At 72.5% G+C, this 17,373-nt stretch carries 16 protein-coding genes and 1 riboswitch; of the genes, 4 read left to right on the forward strand and 12 right to left on the reverse strand.

From position 1 onward, the window contains the following. Window positions 1-95 precede the first annotated feature (95 nt). Window positions 96-830 (forward strand): hypothetical protein, encoded by a 735-nt coding sequence (locus J5X75_RS00755; protein ID WP_208465169.1) that lies wholly within the window; start codon window positions 96-98, stop codon window positions 828-830. 4 nt (window positions 831-834) lie between these two features. Here J5X75_RS00755 and J5X75_RS00760 read toward each other — a convergent pair whose 3' ends face one another. Genes J5X75_RS00760 through dxs form a run of 6 tightly spaced genes read right to left on the reverse strand, consistent with a single transcriptional unit; the run spans window position 835 to window position 8,719 of the window. Further along, window positions 835-2,007 carry a sensor histidine kinase gene (locus tag J5X75_RS00760; protein ID WP_208465664.1) on the reverse strand — a complete coding sequence of 391 codons (1,173 nt, stop codon included), beginning with the start codon at window positions 2,005-2,007 and terminating at the stop codon, window positions 835-837. A gap of 26 nt (window positions 2,008-2,033) precedes the next feature. After that, window positions 2,034-2,708, reverse strand: a complete 675-nt coding sequence (locus J5X75_RS00765; RefSeq protein ID WP_208465170.1) for a response regulator transcription factor — start codon at window positions 2,706-2,708, stop codon at window positions 2,034-2,036. Between the two features lie 60 nt (window positions 2,709-2,768). Then, entirely contained in the window at window positions 2,769-4,079 is a 1,311-nt protein-coding gene (locus J5X75_RS45830) for a PQQ-binding-like beta-propeller repeat protein (protein ID WP_208465171.1), read from the reverse strand. Window positions 4,080-4,103: 24 nt separating this feature from the next. Beyond that, complete coding sequence (locus tag J5X75_RS00775; protein WP_208465172.1) at window positions 4,104-5,456, reverse strand: outer membrane protein assembly factor BamB family protein; 1,353 nt, start codon at window positions 5,454-5,456, stop codon at window positions 4,104-4,106. Window positions 5,457-5,472: 16 nt separating this feature from the next. Continuing rightward, entirely contained in the window at window positions 5,473-6,789 is a 1,317-nt protein-coding gene (locus tag J5X75_RS00780) for an outer membrane protein assembly factor BamB family protein (protein WP_208465173.1), read from the reverse strand. 16 nt (window positions 6,790-6,805) lie between these two features. Next, window positions 6,806-8,719: a 1-deoxy-D-xylulose-5-phosphate synthase gene (gene dxs / locus J5X75_RS00785; RefSeq protein ID WP_208465174.1), complete on the reverse strand. Its 1,914-nt coding sequence runs from the start codon at window positions 8,717-8,719 to the stop codon at window positions 6,806-6,808. Between the two features lie 166 nt (window positions 8,720-8,885). Then, a riboswitch (ZMP/ZTP riboswitch) is annotated at window positions 8,886-8,968 on the forward strand. A gap of 13 nt (window positions 8,969-8,981) precedes the next feature. On the opposite strand from dxs, the gene J5X75_RS00790 reads away from it, so the two are divergent. Beyond that, window positions 8,982-9,842, forward strand: coding sequence for a bifunctional 5,10-methylenetetrahydrofolate dehydrogenase/5,10-methenyltetrahydrofolate cyclohydrolase (locus tag J5X75_RS00790; protein WP_208465175.1), 861 nt, complete (start codon window positions 8,982-8,984; stop codon window positions 9,840-9,842). Window positions 9,843-10,083: 241 nt separating this feature from the next. Here J5X75_RS00790 and J5X75_RS00795 read toward each other — a convergent pair whose 3' ends face one another. Together J5X75_RS00795 and J5X75_RS00800 are read right to left on the reverse strand one after the other, a co-directional pair. Beyond that, entirely contained in the window at window positions 10,084-11,370 is a 1,287-nt protein-coding gene (locus tag J5X75_RS00795; protein ID WP_208465176.1) for a class I SAM-dependent RNA methyltransferase, read from the reverse strand. Then, on the reverse strand, window positions 11,367-13,385 hold the full coding sequence (locus J5X75_RS00800; protein ID WP_208465178.1) for an APC family permease: 2,019 nt from the start codon (window positions 13,383-13,385) through the stop codon (window positions 11,367-11,369). The genes J5X75_RS00795 and J5X75_RS00800 overlap by 4 nt, the downstream gene beginning before the upstream one ends. Window positions 13,386-13,553: 168 nt before the next feature. Between J5X75_RS00800 and J5X75_RS00805 the strand changes: the two genes are divergently transcribed. Together J5X75_RS00805 and J5X75_RS00810 are read left to right on the forward strand one after the other, a co-directional pair. Then, window positions 13,554-14,219 carry a potassium channel family protein gene (locus J5X75_RS00805; protein ID WP_208465180.1) on the forward strand — a complete coding sequence of 222 codons (666 nt, stop codon included), beginning with the start codon at window positions 13,554-13,556 and terminating at the stop codon, window positions 14,217-14,219. Between the two features lie 2 nt (window positions 14,220-14,221). Next, window positions 14,222-14,887 (forward strand): potassium channel family protein, encoded by a 666-nt coding sequence (locus tag J5X75_RS00810; protein ID WP_208465182.1) that lies wholly within the window; start codon window positions 14,222-14,224, stop codon window positions 14,885-14,887. On the opposite strand, the gene J5X75_RS00815 is transcribed toward J5X75_RS00810, so the two are convergent. The 4 genes from J5X75_RS00815 to dut all read right to left on the reverse strand — a co-directional run bounded on the left by J5X75_RS00815 (window position 14,884) and on the right by dut (window position 17,318). Beyond that, window positions 14,884-15,699: a DUF3159 domain-containing protein gene (locus J5X75_RS00815; RefSeq protein ID WP_208465183.1), complete on the reverse strand. Its 816-nt coding sequence runs from the start codon at window positions 15,697-15,699 to the stop codon at window positions 14,884-14,886. The genes J5X75_RS00810 and J5X75_RS00815 overlap by 4 nt on opposite strands. Continuing rightward, the gene (locus J5X75_RS00820; protein ID WP_208465185.1) at window positions 15,696-16,073 is read right to left on the reverse strand and encodes an OB-fold nucleic acid binding domain-containing protein; all 378 of its coding nucleotides are present in this window, start codon (window positions 16,071-16,073) and stop codon (window positions 15,696-15,698) included. The genes J5X75_RS00815 and J5X75_RS00820 overlap by 4 nt, the downstream gene beginning before the upstream one ends. 88 nt (window positions 16,074-16,161) lie before the next feature. Beyond that, window positions 16,162-16,836 carry a DUF3710 domain-containing protein gene (locus J5X75_RS00825; RefSeq protein WP_208465187.1) on the reverse strand — a complete coding sequence of 225 codons (675 nt, stop codon included), beginning with the start codon at window positions 16,834-16,836 and terminating at the stop codon, window positions 16,162-16,164. 29 nt (window positions 16,837-16,865) lie between these two features. Beyond that, window positions 16,866-17,318, reverse strand: a complete 453-nt coding sequence (gene dut, locus J5X75_RS00830; RefSeq protein WP_208465189.1) for a dUTP diphosphatase — start codon at window positions 17,316-17,318, stop codon at window positions 16,866-16,868. Window positions 17,319-17,373: the final 55 nt, after the last annotated feature.

Raw genomic sequence — 17,373 nt, forward strand, 5'->3', positions numbered from 1 at the left:
CGGCGTGCAGGTGTGACTACTCACGGCATGAACGGTCCGTTCTCGCTCCCCGGCGTCGATAAGATCCACCGACCTTCACCAGTCATGGAGCGTTGATGACATACCCGCCGCACCCCGGCCAGCCGGAGTACCCGCCGACGCAGCAGTACCCGCCCGCCGGGTACGGCCCCTACGGTGCGCCTCAGCCCGGCTTCGGGCCCCCGCAGCCGGGCTACCCGGGTTTCCCGCCGCCCTTCCCGCCGCCGAAGCCCAAGTCCCGGACGGTCCCGATCGTCCTGCTCTCGGTGGCGATCGCGCTGGTGCTCTGCGTCGGCGGCGCCGCCACGATCCTGCTGATCGGCAAGAACGCGGTCGACGACGCCGAGGCCGCGGCCGCCCGGATCGCCATCACGCAGCCGCAGACGCTGGGTGGCCTGCCGCTGGTCGACGACCCGCGGTTCGCGGCCATCACCGAGCAGATGGAGAGCAGCCTGGCCGCCTACCCGGGCGCGTCCAGCTCGTTCGGCGCCATCTACGGCTCGCCCGCCGAGCAGAATATGGTCGCCGCCCTGGCCACCAAGGCCACCATCAGCGACCCGGAGAAGGAGCTCACCGAGTCGTTCCGGGTCTTCGGCCAGTCCGCCGAGGTGTCCGGCCTGTCCGACGCCTCCACCGGCGAACTGGGTGGTGTCGCCCGGTGCGGCACCAGCAGCACCTCCGGCGTCGACCTGGCGATCTGCGGCTGGGCCGACGAGGGCAGCGTCGGCATGATCATGTGGTTCTTCAAGACCGCCGGCGACGTGCGTGCGGACTTCCCGGCTCTGCGCGCCGAGATCGAGACCAAGAGCTGAGCGGTCAGCCGGCGCGGGGGACGCTGGCGGTGGCCGACACCACCGGGGTGGTGTCGGCGGCCGGCAGGGCGACCGTGACCTCCAGGCCGCCGCCCTCCAGGGCCACCGCCGACACGGTGCCGCCGTGCGCGTCGCAGACGGCGCGCACGATCGAGAGGCCCAGGCCCGACCCACGGGAGCCGGTGCGTTCCCAGCCGCCCCGCTGGAACGGCTCGAACAGGCCCGGCACATCGCCCGGCTCCACCTCGTAGCCGGTGTTGCCGACCACCAGCCGGGCCTGGCCGCCCACCGACTCGGTCCGCAGCCACAGCTGCCCGAGCAGGTGGTTGTAGCGGATCGCGTTCTCGATCAGGTTGCCGGCCAGCCGGTCCAGCAGGCTCGGGTCGCCGACCACCGGGGCCGGCGCCAGTTCCGTGCTGACGTCGAGCTTGAGGCGCTCGGCCTCGGCCTTCACCGCGGACAGCGCGTTGTAGACGCTGGTCGCCAGGTCGGCCGGCACCTTGCGGACCAGCCGGCGGCCGGACTGCGCCTCCGACCGGGCCAGCACCAGCAGCGCGTCGACCAGCCCGTTGGCCCGCTCCGAGGCGTTGCGGACCACCTTGGCCATCCGCCGGTACTCCGCCACGTCCGCCTCGTCGTCGCTGAGCGTCACGTCGATCTCGGTCCGCATCACCGCGAGCGGAGTCCGCAGCTCGTGCGACGCGTTCGCCACGAACCGCTTCTGCGACTCGAACGCGGCCGTCAGCCGGTCCAGCATGGCGTCGAAGGTCCGGGCCAGCTCGGCCACCTCGTCGTCCGCGCCGGAGTAGCGGATCCGCTGGTCCAGCGTCTCCTCGCCGAGCCGCTGCGCGGTCTGGGTCACATAGTGCAGCGGGCGCAGCGCCCGGCCGGCCATCAGATACGCCAGGGCGACGCCGATGAGGCCGACCGCGATCAGCGCGCTGAAGCCCTTGACCAGCACCTCTCGGGAGGCCTGCTCGACCATCTCGGTCTGCCAGGCGAGCGCCTCCCGCGTGCGCCCGTCGCGCAGGGTCACCGTGGAGCCGGCCCGCAACTCGTCCACCGGGTGCAACGACTCACTGACCATCAGCCAGGCCAGCAGCACCAGGATCACCCCGGCGCCGACCAGCAGGATGCCGTTGAGCAGGGTCAGGCGCAGCCGCAGGGTGGGGCGCATCCGGCCGCGATCGCCGGGGTAGACGGTCACGATGCCACGACCGGCTCGGCGATCCGGTAACCGGCGCCCACCACGGTCTCGACCAGCGGCGGATCACCCAGCTTCTTGCGCAGGGTGTTGATCGTCACGCGGACGGTCGTGGTGAAGGGGTCGGTGTTGGCGTCCCACACCCGGTCCAGCAGCTCCTCGCTGGAGACCACCCCGCCCTTGGCCTTGAGCAGCTCCTCGAGGACGCAGAACTCCTTGTTGGTGAGCTCCAGCGGCGTCCCGCCGCGGGTCACCACCCGGCGGGACTGGTCCAGCACCAGATCGCCGGCGATGAGCACCGGGGGCGCCACCGGAGTGGCCCGCCGGCCCAGCGCCTGCACCCGGGCCACCAGCTCCTTGAAGTCGAACGGCTTGGCCAGGTAGTCGTCGGCGCCCAGCTCCAGGCCCTCCACCTTGTCGTCCACCGACGAGCTGGCGGTCAGCATCAGCACCCGGGTCAGCGTGCCCGACTCGACCAGGGCGGCACAGATCTCGTCGCCGTGCATGCCGGGCAGGTCGCGGTCGAGGACCACCACGTCATACCGCGTCACGTAGGCCATCTCGTGACCCTGGAGGCCGTCGTAGGCGACGTCCACCGCCATCCCCTTGCGGCGCAGGCCCCGCACGATCGCGTCGGCCATGTCCCGTTCGTCCTCCACCACCAGCACACGCACCGCAGACCTCCTGAAACACCCCGGCCGTACGTGCAGGCTACCCAGCCCCGGCCAGCGGTGTCAGAGGCGCCAGACCGCGGCCGAGGCGTCCAGCCGGCGGCAGATCAGCGCGCCCGAACCGAACCGGCAGTCACCGGCGATCCACCGCGCCCCACCGAGCAGGCGCACCTTTCCGGTGGCCAGATCGAGCACCCCGTACCGCATGGTGTTGTCGATCGAGAGGATGCGGTGGACGTAGGCCGTGCCGGGCCGCGGACCGGGACCACCGTTGATCCAGGCGCCCGCCCGGACGGTGATCCGGCCGGTACGCGAGTCGAGCACCGACAGCTCCGGATCCCCTCGGCTCGCCGCACCCAGCAGCACATGGTCGCCGAGCGGCTCGTGGCGGTCCCAGCCGTCCTGCCGCCACACCTGGCGCCCGGTGGCCGGGTCGATGCCGGCGAGGCCGTCCTGCCCCTGCACGGCGCAGATCATCGGACGGCAGTCCACCAGATACCCGTCCGGGCCGACCAGCGGCCCGCCCCGCCAGCGCTCGGCCAGGGTGGTGTCGTCGTAGGCGATCGAGTCGCCGCCCCGCGTGATCATGAGGAGGCCGCCCGCCACCCGAACCATGGTGTCGGAGTCCACCGGCAACGACGTGCGGGTGGACGCGGTGGTCCGGCCGTCACGCGTCTCCCGCGCCTCCAGCCGCCCGTCCGGCCACAACAGGTAGACGAGGCCCGGGAAACCGGTGTAGAAGTAGCCGGTCCGCAGCGCCCACCCGCCCGGCCGCGGTGGTGGCGGCATCGTCCAGCGGGGCTTCCCGGTCCCCGGATCCAGTCCGTGCAAGGGCGCCAGGTCGGGATCGATGATGTCGTCGTAGACCAGCACCGTACTCCGGTCGTCGGAGAGGCCGAACATGCCGGCCGCCCGCCGCCAGAGTGGCTCGGCCGACCCGGCCCGGACAGCGGTCAGCCCGATCGCCCCGGCACCGTTCTGCGTGCTGGACGAGATGAGCAGGATGCCGTCGCCGGCATCGATGAGGGAGGAGATGTCGCCCGCGATCGTGGCCGTCCACGTACCGGACAGGGTCATGCCGGGTAGCGCGAAGGCGCGGATGGTGTGGGTCCGCACCTCGCCGCCGATCGGCTCGCCGGGCCCGATCAGGTAGAGCCGGTCGCCCTGCACCCGGATCGCGTCGCGCAGGGTGAGCGGGATCACCTGCGGCGGCGGCGGGGGCGCGGCGGGCGGCACCGCGCCACCGAGCGCGATCAGCAGGATCGCCGCGAGCGGACCGAGAATCCATCGGTACGGCAGCGGCGCCCGCGGCAGCACCGGCTCCTCCGGCGCACCGGCCGGCACCTCGCCGAGGTCGATCACGCGGTCCCGCACGTCGACCCCCCGGTCCGCAAACGGTCAGGCCCGGTACGCCCAGACCCGCAGGCCACCGGTGTCCCGACAGACTACGTATCGATCGTCACCGACGCACTCGTTGCCCGGGAAGCCGGTCGTCCCGAGCACCGTGACTTCGGACCGACCGGGCAGCACGACACCGAACGTCTTCCCGCCGCCATGCTCGTAGCGGCGCAGCAGCAGCATCCGCTCGGGCGGGCCGTCGACCGCCTCGGTCCAGTCCCGCAGGCTCACCCGCGGCGCTCCGCTGCCCCGGTCGACCAGGTAGGACGGGGCGCCCGTCTCCCCGTCGGCGAACAGCACCCCGCCGGCCCGCACCATCAGGCGCATGTTCGCCGGAACGAACCATGTCGGCTCGCCGGTGGCCGGGTCCAGCACGGCCGTCTGGTCCTTGTCGCGGGAGCAGAGCAGTCCGTCGCAGTCGGCCGGGGCGGGGTCGTCGGCGATCTCCCGTTTCCACCGGCGCTCCAGCGTGCGGGCGTCGTAGCCGAGTTGCACGCCCACGCCCTGGTAGCCGACCAGCGCCAGGTCGCCGAGCACCGACGCGGTGCTCGGCCCGGCGCCGTCGACCTGCGGCAACGGCTTCTCGCGCAGCACCCGGCCGGTCGCCGCGTCCAGCAGGGTGAGCCGGTCGGAGGCGGTCACCAGGACGGCCCGCGGCGAACCCGCGACCGGGTCGGCGGTGACCGAGCCGGGCGACGTGACGGTCCACCGCGCCTCCCCGGTGGACAGGTCCAGGCCCCGCACCTCGGTGCGCACCGGCGGCTCGGTGTGCGGCTGCCCGTCGGCCGAGAAGTAGAGCATGCCCGGGTCGCCGGACTCCTGGTCGTAGAGCGTGCCGGGCCGGAAGATCCGCTCCACCGTGAACGCGGTGTCGCCGGCCGTGGTGATCCGGCCCGCCGAGGTCCAGAGGGTCCGCCCGTCCTCCGGGTCCAGGGCCGTGGTCGTTCCCGGCCCGTCGGTGACCAGCAGCGCCCCGCCGGCCGCCCGGACCGAGACCGGCCCGAAGATGTTGCTCACCGGGTCGTAGCTCACGCTGACCGGCAGCGCGGCGCTCCACATCCGGTACGGCTCCGGCTTCGGCGCCCAGGCGGTCAGTGTCCGCTCCTGACCGGACGAGGTGACCGTGAAGAGGCGGCCACCGGCCAGCTGGATCGGCGCGTCGGTGCCGGCCGACGCCGGGATCAGGCCCAGATAGCGCCAGAACGTGCCGCCCGGGAGGGCCGCACCACCCAGGGTCACGGCCAGCACGGCGGACAGGATCAGGCCGAGGTGCCGGTAGCGCCAGGGTGGCGGGGTGCGGCGGGCCGGTTCCGGATCGAGCGGGGCGTCCCGGTCCAGCTCGATCAACGTCACGCCGCGCCCTCCTCGTTCACGCCGTCAGAGGCCGGTACGCCCAGACGACCAACTCCCCGTACACCGACCGGCAGATCAGCCGTTCCGGGGCGGTCTGGCACTCCCCGGTGCCGGTGGGCAGCTCGGCGAGCAGGCGCGGATGGGGCAGGCCCGGGGCCGCGACGGCGACCATGGTACGCGGACCCGGACCGATCTCCCGGGTCACGAGCAGCTCCCCGCCGGTGGCCGCCCCGCCGACCGGCCGCCACCCGGTCAGGTCGACCAGCAGTCGCCCGGTCCGGGCGTCGACCACCCCGGCCGGGTATTCGGGGCCGTCGGCGTACGCGATCAGGCCGGCGCCGGACTCCTCGACGGATCGCCAGCCCGGCCGGTGCCACCGCTGGTCGCCGGTGGCCGGGTCGATGGCCCGCACCCCGTCCAGCCCGATGAGGCAGGCCAGCGGCCCGCACGCCTGGATCTCCCGGGTGCCGGTGGCCGGCTGGGTCCACAGTGGCCGCAGGGTCAGCGGGTCGTACGCGGAGATCTCGATCCCGGACGGCCCGGGGTGCCGCAGCAGCACCAGGCCACCGGCCACCACCGGGTTGTCCGGGTCGTAGTTGGCGGCCGGCATCCGCTGCGCGGCCAACGGGGTGCCGGTCGCCACCTCGTACAGCTGGGCCGTCAGGTCGTCCCGGACGAGCAGCAGCCGGCCGGGCCCACCGGGCGGGCCGGGCACGGCGAGCAGCACGGCGGTGGACGGCACCCAGAGCCGCCAGCGCGCGGCCCCGGCGGCCGGATCGAGCATCTCGATCCACTTCTCCACCCGGCGGCCGTTGCCGGACAGGCTGCGCACGCCCTCGACCGCGAGCATCAGGTCGTCGCCCGGGAAGGTGATCACGTTGCGCTCGTGGTGCCAGGTCAGGGCGCCGGTCCGCAGGGACACCGCGGTGGTCCCGGGTTCGCCCCGGCCGGGCGCCCAGGGGCGCAGCAGCACCTGGCCGCCGCCGGTGCGCAACCGGTAGACCGGGATGTCCTGCGCGACCCGCCACTGCCGGTCGCCGGTCTCCAGGTCGTAGGAACTCAGCTCGCCGGCCCGCTGGACGACCAGGCGGCCGTCGCTGGTCAGGGTGTCCGGGTCGCCGGGGCTGATCGCCAGCCGGAGCAGCTCGGACAGCGGCGGGCCGGGCGGCGGCGCCGCGGCCGCGACCGAGAAGAGCAGCAGGACGGCGAGGAGGGCCGGACCGAGCCAGAGCGGCGTGGTCCGCCGCTCCGGCCGGTGGTACGTCTCCGGCTCACCTCGCTCCAGCCCCAGGTCGATGACGACCGGTCCGCTGGAAGCGGGGTCAGCGCTCATCCATCAAAGGTAACAATTATGTAACGGGAATGCTCGCCTCAAGGCTCGACGCCCACTCGGTCACGTCCCGCGCGATGTCCTGCGCGGTCAGGCCCAGGGCGGTGAGGATCTCGGCGCGGCTGCCGTGCGGGTGGAACGCGGCCGGCACACCGAAGTCCCGCAGCGGGGTGGTCACGCCGGCGTCCCGCAGCGCGCTGGCCACCGCGTCACCCACACCACCGGTGCGAACGCCGTCCTCCAGGGTGACCACGGCCCGGTGCTGGGCGGCCAGACCGGTCAGCTCGATCGGCACCGGGCGGACCCAGCGCGGGTCGACGACGGTCACTCCGTACCCCTGCTCGGTGAGCCGCTCCGCGGTGTCCAGCGCCAGGCCCACGAAGGAACCGACGGCGACGAGCAGGATGTCCTCGCGGTCGCCCTCACGCAGCACGTCGACCTGACCCACCCGGCGCAGCGCCGGGGTGTCCGGGGCGACCGAGCCGGTCGGGAACCGCACGATGGTCGGCCCGTCGTCGACCGCGACCGCCTCGCGCAGCTCCTCACGCAGGGTGGCGGCGTCCCGCGGGGCGGCGATCCGCAGCCCCGGGACCACGCCGAAGACGCTCATGTCCCACATGCCGTAGTGGCTCGGCCCGTCCGGCCCGGTGATCCCGGCCCGGTCCAGCACGAAGGTCACCGGCAGGCGGTGCATCGCCACGTCCAGCAGGACCTGGTCGAAGGCCCGGTTCAGGAAGGTCGCGTAGACCGCCACCACCGGGTGCAGCCCGCCCATCGCCAGACCGGCCGCGGAGGTCGCCGCGTGCTGCTCGGCGATGCCCACGTCGTACGTCCGCTCCGGGTACTTCTTCGCCAGCGCCGCGATGCCGGTCGGCTCGGCCATCGCCGCGGTGATGCCCACGATGTCCGGGCGCTCGTCGGCGATCCGGACCAGCTCCTCGGAGAACACCTTGGTCCACTTGAGCGTCGGCGCGGCCAGCAGCTTGCCGGTCTCCACGTCGAACGCGCTGCCCGGGCCGTGCAGGCAGTCCGCCTCGTCCTGCTCGGCGGGGCGGTAGCCGTAGCCCTTCCTGGTGACCGCGTGCACGATGACCGGGGCGTTGAAGCCCTTGGCCCGGCGCAGCGCCGACTCCATGGCCTGCTGGTCGTGGCCGTCGACCGGGCCGATGTATTTCAGGCCCAGGTCCTCGAACATCGGCTGCGGGCTGATCGCGTCCTTGATGCCCTTCTTGACCGCGTGCAGCACCTCGAAGACCGGCTTGCCCACCACCGGGGTCTGGCCCAGCGCGTCCTTGACCAGGTCGAGCACCTTCTCGTAGCCCGGGTTGAGGCGCAGCGTGGACAGGTGGTCGGCGAGGCCGCCGATGGTCGGCGCGTACGAGCGGCCGTTGTCGTTGACCACGATCACCAGGCGGTTGCGGGTGGCCGCGATGTTGTTCAGCGCCTCCCAGCACATGCCGCCGGTCAGCGCGCCGTCGCCGACGACCGCCACCACGTGCCGGTCCTCGCCGCGCAGGGTGAACGCCTTGGCCAGGCCGTCCGCGTACGACAGGGCGGTGGAGGCGTGCGAATTCTCGATCAGGTCGTGGTCGCTCTCCGCCTGGCTCGGGTAGCCGGTCAGGCCACCGCGCTGGCGGAGCAGGTCGAAGCCGTCCTGCCGGCCGGTCACGATCTTGTGAACATACGCCTGATGGCCGGTGTCGAAGAGGATCTTGTCGCGCGGGGAGTCGAAGACGCGGTGCGTCGCCAGGGTCATCTCGACCACGCCCAGGTTCGGACCCAGATGACCGCCGGTGCGGGACACCTTGGCCACCAGGAAGTCACGAATCTCGGCCGCGAGCAGGGTCAACTGCTCCGCGGTCAGTCGCTTGAGATCACCGGGTTCGGTGATGCTGCTCAGCAGGCCGGCCGGGGTCGAGGGGGAGTCACTCATGAGGGCAGAGTCTATCCGTGCCCCGCTTCGCCGCGACTTGAGCGAACGGACCGTCACCAATCCTCCACACAATTGGAACGTAGTCCTCCACCCAACCGGGACCTCCGCCGACCGGCGCGAATCGGACCCCCGGCTGGTTCTCCGGCGCGACCTTCGGGCATCCTGGAGGGCACACAGCGACTGGCGGCACGGGGATGGTCCAACCATCGGGGAGCTCGTCACGAGGAGTCGACCGCCTGGGCTCCCCGCACGAGGAGTCCACATGTCCACCGCACGTCTTCTGCCCGGCGCCCCGGTCGCCGAATCGGTCCTCGACGACGTCCGCGCACGTGTCGCACGTCTCCAGGACCGCGGCATCCAGCCCAGCCTCGCCACCATCCTGGTCGGTGACGACGACGCCAGCGCCGGCTACATCCGGATCAAGCAGAAGCAGGCCGCCGAGCTGGGCTTCTCCTCCCCACACCGGCACCTCAGCGGTGACGTCACCCAGGCCGACCTGCTCAAGGTGATCGCCGAGTTCAACGACGACAAGGGCGTCCACGGCGTCCTCATCCAGTACCCGATCCCGGCCCACCTGGACTACGACGCGGCCCTGCAGACCCTCGACCCGGACAAGGACGTCGACGGCATGCACCCGCTCAACATGGGCCGGCTCGCCGTCGGCCTGCCCGGCCCGCTCCCCTGCACCCCGGCCGGCATCGAGGCGCTGCTCGCCTTCCACGGCATCGAGATCTCCGGCCGCGAGGTGGTCATCCTCGGCCGCGGCGCCACGCTGGGCCGACCGCTCGCCATGCTGCTGGCCCAGAAACGCCCGACCGCCAACGCCGCCGTCACCGTCGTGCACACCGGCGTCAAGGACTGGCCCCGCTACACCCAGCGGGCCGACGTCCTGATCGCCGCGGCCGGCGTCCCCGGCATCGTCAAGCCCGAACACGTCAAGCCCGGCTCGGTCGTCATCGGCGCCGGCGTCCGCTACGAGGGCCGCCGCCTGCTGCCGGACGTCGAGGAGTCCTGCGCCGAGGTGGCCGGCGCCATCACCCCCCGCGTCGGCGGCGTCGGCCCGACCACGGTCGCCATGCTCTTCCGCAACGCGGTAACCGCCGCAGAACGAGCCAACCCCTAAAGCCCTTCATCGGTACGGGGTGGAACGCACCCGCCGAATCCACCCCGTCCCGCCGGCTCCACGCGACCTCCCTGCCGGGTCACGCCGGTGCCGCCCCCGCCGGGCTGAGATCGGTGGTCCAGCCTGACCGGGCGGCTAGCGCCGCACGGTCCGGCCCGGGCGGCTAGCGCCGCACGGGCCACCCGGTGCCGCTGGGGCGGCTGACGCCGCACGGGCCGCCCGGTTCCGCTGGGCCAGTCGGTTACCGGGCGGTGGGTGGGGTCAGGTGGGCCACGCACTCGACGTGCTGGGTCATCGGGAAGCAGTCGAAGGCCCGCACCCTCTCGACCCGCCAGCCCTCGGCACGGAACGTCTTCAGGTCCCGGGCCAGGGCGGCCGGATCGCAGGCCACGTAGGCGACGGCCCGCGGACGGGCGGCCGCGACGGCCCGGACCACCCGGGCGCCGGCGCCGGCCCGCGGCGGGTCGAGGACGACCAGGTCGACCGGGCCGGTGACGCGGCGCCGGGACAGCGCCGTCTCCACCCGGGCCTCGACGACGTCCAGGTGGGGCAGGTCGGCCAGGTTGGCGCGGGCGGCGGCCACCCCGGCCGGGGACGACTCGACGACGGTCACCCGGGCCCCGGTCCGGCCGGCGATCGCGGCGGCGAACAGGCCGGCGCCCCCGTAGAGATCCCAGGTGGTCTCGCCGGCGGCCGGCCGCAGCATCTCGAGGACCGCCGTGACCAGGGTGTCCGCGGCCTGCGGATGGACCTGCCAGAAGCCCTGCGACGGGATCCGCCAGTCCCGCCCGGCCGCCTGCTCGGTGACCTCGGCCGGTCCGGCGAGCCGGATCAGCGGGCCGCCCTCCGGCGCCTCACCGAGGTCGTCGCCGTGGGCGGGGCCGGCCGTGCCGGACGGGCGGCCCAGCACCGCGACGTCCCCGCCGGTGGAGGCGACGGTCTGCACCGCGTCCGTGTCGGGCCAGTCCCGGGCGAGCACGTCCAGGTCCTGGATGGCCGGATGGGCGATCCGGCAGCGGTCGATCGGCACCACCTGGTGCGACCGGTGCTGCAACAGCCCGGGGCGCCCGGCCGCGTCGACCGCGTACCGCACCCGGGTCCGCCATCCGAGCAGCGGATCCTTCGCGGGCAGCGGCTCCACCCGTACGAAAACGCCGTCGGGGTCGAGGCCGGCCAGACGGACCAGCTGTTCCCGGACCACCTCGGCCTTCCACCGCAGCTGGGCCTCGCCGGAGGCGTGCTGGAGGTCGCAGCCGCCGCACCCGCCCGGATGGGCGTAGGGGCACGGCGGGGTGACCCGGTCCGGGGACGGCTCGTGGATCTCCACGGCGTCGGCCCGCAGGTAGCCGCGGTGCAGCTCGGTGATCTCGGCGGTGACCCGTTCGCCGGGCAGGGCGTGCCGGACGAAGATCACCCGTCCGTGCGGGCCGCCGAGCCGGGCGACGCAGTGCCCGCCGTGCGCGGGCGCGCCCACGGTGACCTCGACCCGGTCCCCCTCGACCAGGTCGTCGGCGATCGCACCGGTCATCGCGGCGTCTCCTCCTCGTCGTGGATGCGCGGTCCACGGGCCGGTGCCCGGGTGAGCCCCCGGTCCATCCGGTCGAGGTCGCGGTCCTGGCTGGACCGGAGCTGCCACGGCACGCTGGTGACCATCACGCCGGGTTCGAACAGCAGCCGGCCCTTGATCCGCAGCGCGCTCTGGTTGTGCAGCAGGTTCTCCCACCAGCGGCCCACCACGTACTCCGGGACGAAGACGGTGACCACGTCGCGCGGTGACGCGCGCCGGGTGTTCTTCACGAAGTCGATGATCGGCCGGGTGATCTCCCGGTACGGCGAGTCGACCACCGTGAGCGCGACCGGCAACTGCCGTCGTTCCCATTCGGCCTGGATGGCCCGGGTGTCGTTGTCGTCGACGTTGACGGTGACCGCGGTGAGCGTGTCCGGCCGGGTGGCCTGCGCGTAGGCGAGCGCACGCAGGGTCGGTTGGTGCACCTTGCTGACCAGCACGATGGCGTGGTTGCGGGACGGCAGCACGGGACGCTCGTCGGTGGGTTTGAGCTCCTCGGCGACCCGGGTGTAGTGCCGGTGGATGGCGACCATCAGCCCGTAGATCACGATCATGGCGGCGATCGCGATCCAGGCCCCGAGCAGGAACTTGGTGATCAGGACGACGATGAGCACCGCGCCGGTGAGGATCATGCCGAACGTGTTGATCGCCCGGGACCGGATCATCTGCCGGCGCCGGAGCGGGTCGCGCTGGGTCCGCAGGTGCCGGTTCCAGTGCCGGATCATGCCGGCCTGGGACAGCGTGAACGACACGAACACGCCCACGATGTACAGCTGGATCAGCCGGGTGACCTCGGCCTCGAAGGCCACGATCAGCACCATGGCGGCGCCCGCCAGGAAGAGGATGCCGTTGCTGAAGGCCAGCCGGTCGCCGCGGGTGTGCAGCTGGCGGGGCAGGTAACGGTCCTGGGCGAGGATCGAGCCGAGCACCGGGAAGCCGTTGAAGGCGGTGTTCGCGGCCAGGAAGAGGATCAGGGCGGTGACCGCGCCGACCACGTACAGCATGGTCGAACCGGATCCGAAGACCGTCTCGGCGAGCTGCGTGGTGACCGTCTTCTGGACGTAGCCCTCGGACGCGGCGTTCGGCACGATCTGCAGCAGCGGGTCCTCCACGTACTGCAACTTCGTGCGCTGGGCCAGCAGGATGATGCCGGAGAGCATGACGATCGCGAGCCCGCCGAGCAGCATCAGGGTGGTCGCCGCGTTCTTGCTCTTCGGCTTCTTGAAGGCGGGCACCCCGTTGGAGATCGCCTCCACGCCGGTGAGCGCGGCACAGCCCGAGGAGAACGTCCGCAGCAGCAGGAAGGCGAACCCGATCTGGGTCAGATGGTGTTCCTCGGCGTCGATCGTCAGGTCCGCGCTGGGCGCCCGCAGGTCGTCGCCGAGCACGAAGACCCGGAACACCCCGATGAGGATCATGCCGACGATGACCACGATGAACAGGTAGGTGGGCACCGCGAAGGCCGCCCCGGACTCCCGCAGGCCACGCAGGTTGAGCGCGCTGAGCAGGACGATCGCGAGGATGGCGATGGGCACCTTGTGGGTGGCGACCCAGGGGACCACCGAGCCCAGGTTGCTCACCCCGGAGGAGATCGACACCGCGACCGTGAGGATGTAGTCGACCAGCAGCGCGCTGGCCACGCCGAGCCCGGCCTTCGGCCCGAGGTTGACCGTGGCCACCTCGTAGTCGCCGCCGCCGGACGGGTAGGCGTGCACGTTCTGCCGGTAGCTGGCGACCACCGTCACCATCACCACCGCGACGGCCAGCGTCACCCATGGCGAGAAGGCGTACGCCGCGGCGCCGGCGATCGACAGCGTCAGCAGGATCTCGTCGGGCGCGTACGCCACGCTGGACAGCGCGTCGCTCGCGAAGACCGGCAGGGCGATCCGCTTGGGCAGCAGCGTGTGCTGCAGCTTGTCCGAGCGGAACGGCCGGCCCAGGAGCAGCCGTTTGGCTAGAGAGGTGGTACTTGCCACGAGTGCCAAGCGTACGGGCGGCCCTTTCGTCCTGCGGCCCGCCCCGGACAGCGCCCGGCCGACGGGCATGGCAGGCTCACGGTGAGCCTTGTCCCGACGGTGGAGACCGACCGCTAACGTTCGGCCGGGAGCAGCTCGAGGTAGGTCCTGGAAGGGGAGGCACGAACCGTGCACGTGGTGATCATGGGGTGCGGCCGGCTCGGGTCGACGCTGGCCCAGAAGCTCGACGCTCAGGGTCACCAGGTCGCGGTGATCGACCGCGACGCCGACGCGTTCCGGCGGCTCGGGGACAACTTCGGCGGCGTCACGGTCAACGGCATCGGCTTCGACCGGGACGTGCTGCGCGCCGCCGGCATCGAGCGGGCCGACGCGTTCGCGGCGGTCTCCAGCGGCGACAACTCGAACATCATCTCGGCCCGCCTGGCCCGCGAGACGTTCGGCGTCTCCCGGGTGGTGGCCCGGATCTACGACTCCCGCCGCGCGCAGGTCTACGAGCGGCTGGGCATCCCGACGATCGCGACGATCCGGTGGGCCGCCGACCGGATGTACCGGTTCCTGGTGCCCGCCGACCGCATCGAGGTGTTCCGCGACCCGACCAGCGTGATCAGCATCGTGGAGACGCCGCTGCACCGGGACTGGGTCGGCCGCACGGTCAAGTCGCTGGAGGACCGGACCGGCGCCCGGGTGGCGTACCTGGCCCGCTTCGGGGTGGGCACGCTCGCCGTGCCGTCCACCGTCCTGCAGGACGGCGACCAGGTCTACATGCTGGTCACCGACGAGACCGTGGAGCAGGTGCTGGACATCGCCCAGGGCGCCGACAAGGAAGGGAACTGATCGTGCGGATCGCCATCGCCGGCGCCGGCAACGTGGGCCGGTCCATCGCCCAGGAGCTGATCGGCAACGGTCACGAGGTCATGCTGATCGAGCGGCAGCCCCGGCAGTTGTGCCCGGAGCGGGTGCCGGAGGCCCGCTGGGTGCTCGCCGACGCCTGCGAGCTGAGCAGCCTGGAGGACGCCGACCTGGCCGGCTGTGACGTGGTGGTCGCGGCCACCGGCGACGACAAGGCCAACCTGGTGGTGTCGCTGCTGGCCAAGACCGAGTTCGCGGTGGGCCGGGTGGTGGCCCGGGTGAACCGGGCGGAGAACGAGTGGCTCTTCAACGAGCAGTGGGGTGTCGACGTCGCGGTGAGCAAGCCCCGCCTGATGGCCGCCCTGGTCGAGGAGGCGGTGACGGTCGGCGACCTGGTCCGGCTGATGACCTTCCGGCAGGGCGAGGCGAACCTGGTGGAGATCACTCTGCCGCGGAACGCGCCCTACGAGGGCCAGCCGGTCCGCTCGGTGCCGATGCCGCGCGACGCCGCCCTGGTCGCCATCCTGCGCGGCAAGCGGGTGGTGGTGCCGACCCCGGACGATCCGCTGGAGGCCGGCGACGAGCTGATCTTCGTGTGCACCGCCGAGGTGGAGGACCAGGTCCGCGCCGTGGTGCTGGGCCCGGGCGACTAGGCGACGGCGGTGTCCCGGCGCTGGGCCGACGTGACCCGGTGGATGGCCCAGACGGTGAAGGCGAACGTGGCGGCGTAGATCGGCCAGCTCACCAGGATGCGCACGATGCCGAGCGCGTTCGCCTTGTCCATCGCGTAGAGGACCGCCTGGATGCCGGCGCGGGTGGTGAGGGAGACCGCCCAGAGCACGGTCAACCACTGGAAGGTACGGAAGAGCCGGCCGTTGCCGAACCAGTCCTGCTTGCCCTTGTTGGCCATGATGCCCCAGGCGTACCCGATCAGGGGTTTGCGGAACGCCACCGACACCAGCAGCACCGCCGCCTGACCGAAGGTCAGCAGGATGCCGGGCAGGTAGAAGTCTTTGGCGTCGCCGCTGCGCCAGGCCAGCCAGGCGCCGAGCGCGATGCCGAAGAGGCCGTTGACCGCGTGCCGGACCGGCTGCCGGCGGGCCAGCCGCACCGCGCCGATGGCCAGCGCCGAACCGACCGAGCCGATGATCGCCCAGAGTAGGGCGGTCCGTTTCTCCAGCCCCGCCACGGACTCGCCGAGCAGCACGTTGAGCAGGACGAAGGCGAGCACCGGAACACTCGACTCGACGAGGCCGCGGACACCGCCGAGCTGCTCGGCGATCTGCTCGCTCATCGACGGGAGCGGCTCCTCGTCGTCGGGCTTCCCGGCCGGCTTCATCTCGTGGAGGTCGTGATCCGCGATGATCTCCTCGGCGATCTTCTCCTCGGCGGAGTCGAACATCGCGGAGAGCCGCTCCTCGACCGACTCGTGCGCGACGTGGCGCGGCTCGCTTCCGGATGTCACCGGGGCGCCTCCAGCTCGTAGTAGGGGTTGTAGATCACCTTGCGATCGTCCCGGATCGCGATCCGGCCTCGCGCGGTGAGCTGACGCCCCGGTTCGATGCCGGAGATGGACCGGCGCCCCAGGAAGACCAGCGTGACCACGTCACTGCCGTCGTAGAGGTCGGCCTCGAGCGTCGGCAGGTTGGTGCGAGGAGTGTACGCCACCGTCCGCAGTCGTCCCGACACCGAGACGACCTGGCCACGCCGGCAGTCGCCCGCCGGGACGGCGCCGCACTTGGCGCTGTCCCGTTGCAGCTCCCTCGCGTCCAGCTCGGAGTCGGTCGCGGTCAACCGGTCCAGGAACCGGCGCAGTCCGGTGCGCTCTTCGGTCGTCATGACTTCGCCGTCACCCTTCGTCGACGCGACGCAGTGTGCGCGTGTGCCGGACGTCCACGCTACAACCGCGACGCCCCGGTGATCTAGGTCACCCCAGCTGGTTGCCGTTGGCCGCCCGATCGGCCGCGGCCTGGCCCTGCTCGGCCATCTCCTTCGGCAGGCGCAGCGGCAGCGGCTCGCGCACCGGGCGGGGCTCGTTGTCCCGGACCACGACCAGACCGGTGAGCACCGCGCCGAGCACGCCCTCGTTCTCCGGCGAGGAGGCGGCCGCGCCCTGGAACAGCGCCCGGACCATCCAGCGGGGCCCGTCCACGCCGACGAACCGGACGTCCGCCGGGCCGTCCGGGGTGTTCACCCGGGCCAGCAGCTCGACGCCGTACCGTCCCTGGACCTCGCGCGGGGTGACCCCGTCCGCGGCCATCGCCTGGGCGATCTCCTCACGCACCTCGACCCAGATGCCCTCGGTACGCGGCGCGGCGAACACCCCGAGTTGCAGGGCGCTCTCGCCGTCGACCAGGACGACCTGCTCCACGCTGCCGTCCGGGTTGGCCTGCACCCGGACCTCGACGCCGTCGAGCGCGGGGATCTGGAGGCTGCCCAGATCGAGCCGCCGCACCCCGGCCGGGGCGTGCTGGGCGTCCCACGGCCCGAACTCGGGCGCCGGGGCCGCACCGTCGGAGGCGAGGCTGTCGGCGAGCGCCTTGGAGGGCGGCGCGTCGGCCGCCCGGACGTGCTTCGCGGCACCACGCTTACGGGAGAACATCACTGCCAGCCTTTCCTTCTCTTCGGGGCTCAGAGGGCCTGGTGGCCGCCGGTCGAACCGTGCCCGCCCGCGCCCCGCGCCGTGTCGTCGAGCGTGTCCACCTGCTGGAACACCGCCCGCTCCACCCGCTGAACGACGAGCTGGGCGATCCGGTCGCCCCGGGAGATCTTGACGGTGTTGTGCCGATCGTGATTGATCAGGTTCACCAGGATCTCGCCGCGGTAGCCGGCGTCGACCGTACCGGGCGCGTTGAGGACCGTCACGCCCAGGCGCGCGGCGAGCCCGGAGCGTGGGTGCACCAGGCCGGCGAAGCCGTCCGGCAGGGCGATCGCGATCCCGGTGCGCACCTTCGCCCGGGCGCCCGGGAGGAGCTCCACCTCCTCGGCCGCGAACAGGTCCGCGCCGGCGTCCCCGGGGTGGGCGTAAGCCGGTACGGGCAGGTCCGGGTCGATCCGGAGGACCTGGATGTTCACGTCGGTCACGTCGGGGTTCCTCACTGGCACGGGCACTGCGGGCGGCACTTACCCTGCCATCCTG

Origin of the sequence: Actinoplanes flavus (genome assembly GCF_017592555.1) — a bacterium.
Classification (GTDB): Bacteria; Actinomycetota; Actinomycetes; order Mycobacteriales; family Micromonosporaceae; genus Actinoplanes; species Actinoplanes flavus.

Bases quoted from the DNA above. Each gene is read 5' to 3' on its own strand.
- J5X75_RS00755 (WP_208465169.1), top strand. From the start codon at position 96: ATGACATACCCGCCGCACCCCGGCCAGCCGGAGTACCCGCCGACGCAG.
- J5X75_RS00760 (WP_208465664.1), bottom strand. From the start codon at position 2,007: ATGCGCCCCACCCTGCGGCTGCGCCTGACCCTGCTCAACGGCATCCTG.
- J5X75_RS00780 (WP_208465173.1), bottom strand. From the start codon at position 6,789: ATGAGCGCTGACCCCGCTTCCAGCGGACCGGTCGTCATCGACCTGGGG.
- dxs (WP_208465174.1), bottom strand. From the start codon at position 8,719: ATGAGTGACTCCCCCTCGACCCCGGCCGGCCTGCTGAGCAGCATCACC.
- J5X75_RS00790 (WP_208465175.1), top strand. From the start codon at position 8,982: ATGTCCACCGCACGTCTTCTGCCCGGCGCCCCGGTCGCCGAATCGGTC.
- J5X75_RS00795 (WP_208465176.1), bottom strand. From the start codon at position 11,370: ATGACCGGTGCGATCGCCGACGACCTGGTCGAGGGGGACCGGGTCGAG.
- J5X75_RS00820 (WP_208465185.1), bottom strand. From the start codon at position 16,073: ATGACGACCGAAGAGCGCACCGGACTGCGCCGGTTCCTGGACCGGTTG.
- J5X75_RS00825 (WP_208465187.1), bottom strand. From the start codon at position 16,836: ATGTTCTCCCGTAAGCGTGGTGCCGCGAAGCACGTCCGGGCGGCCGAC.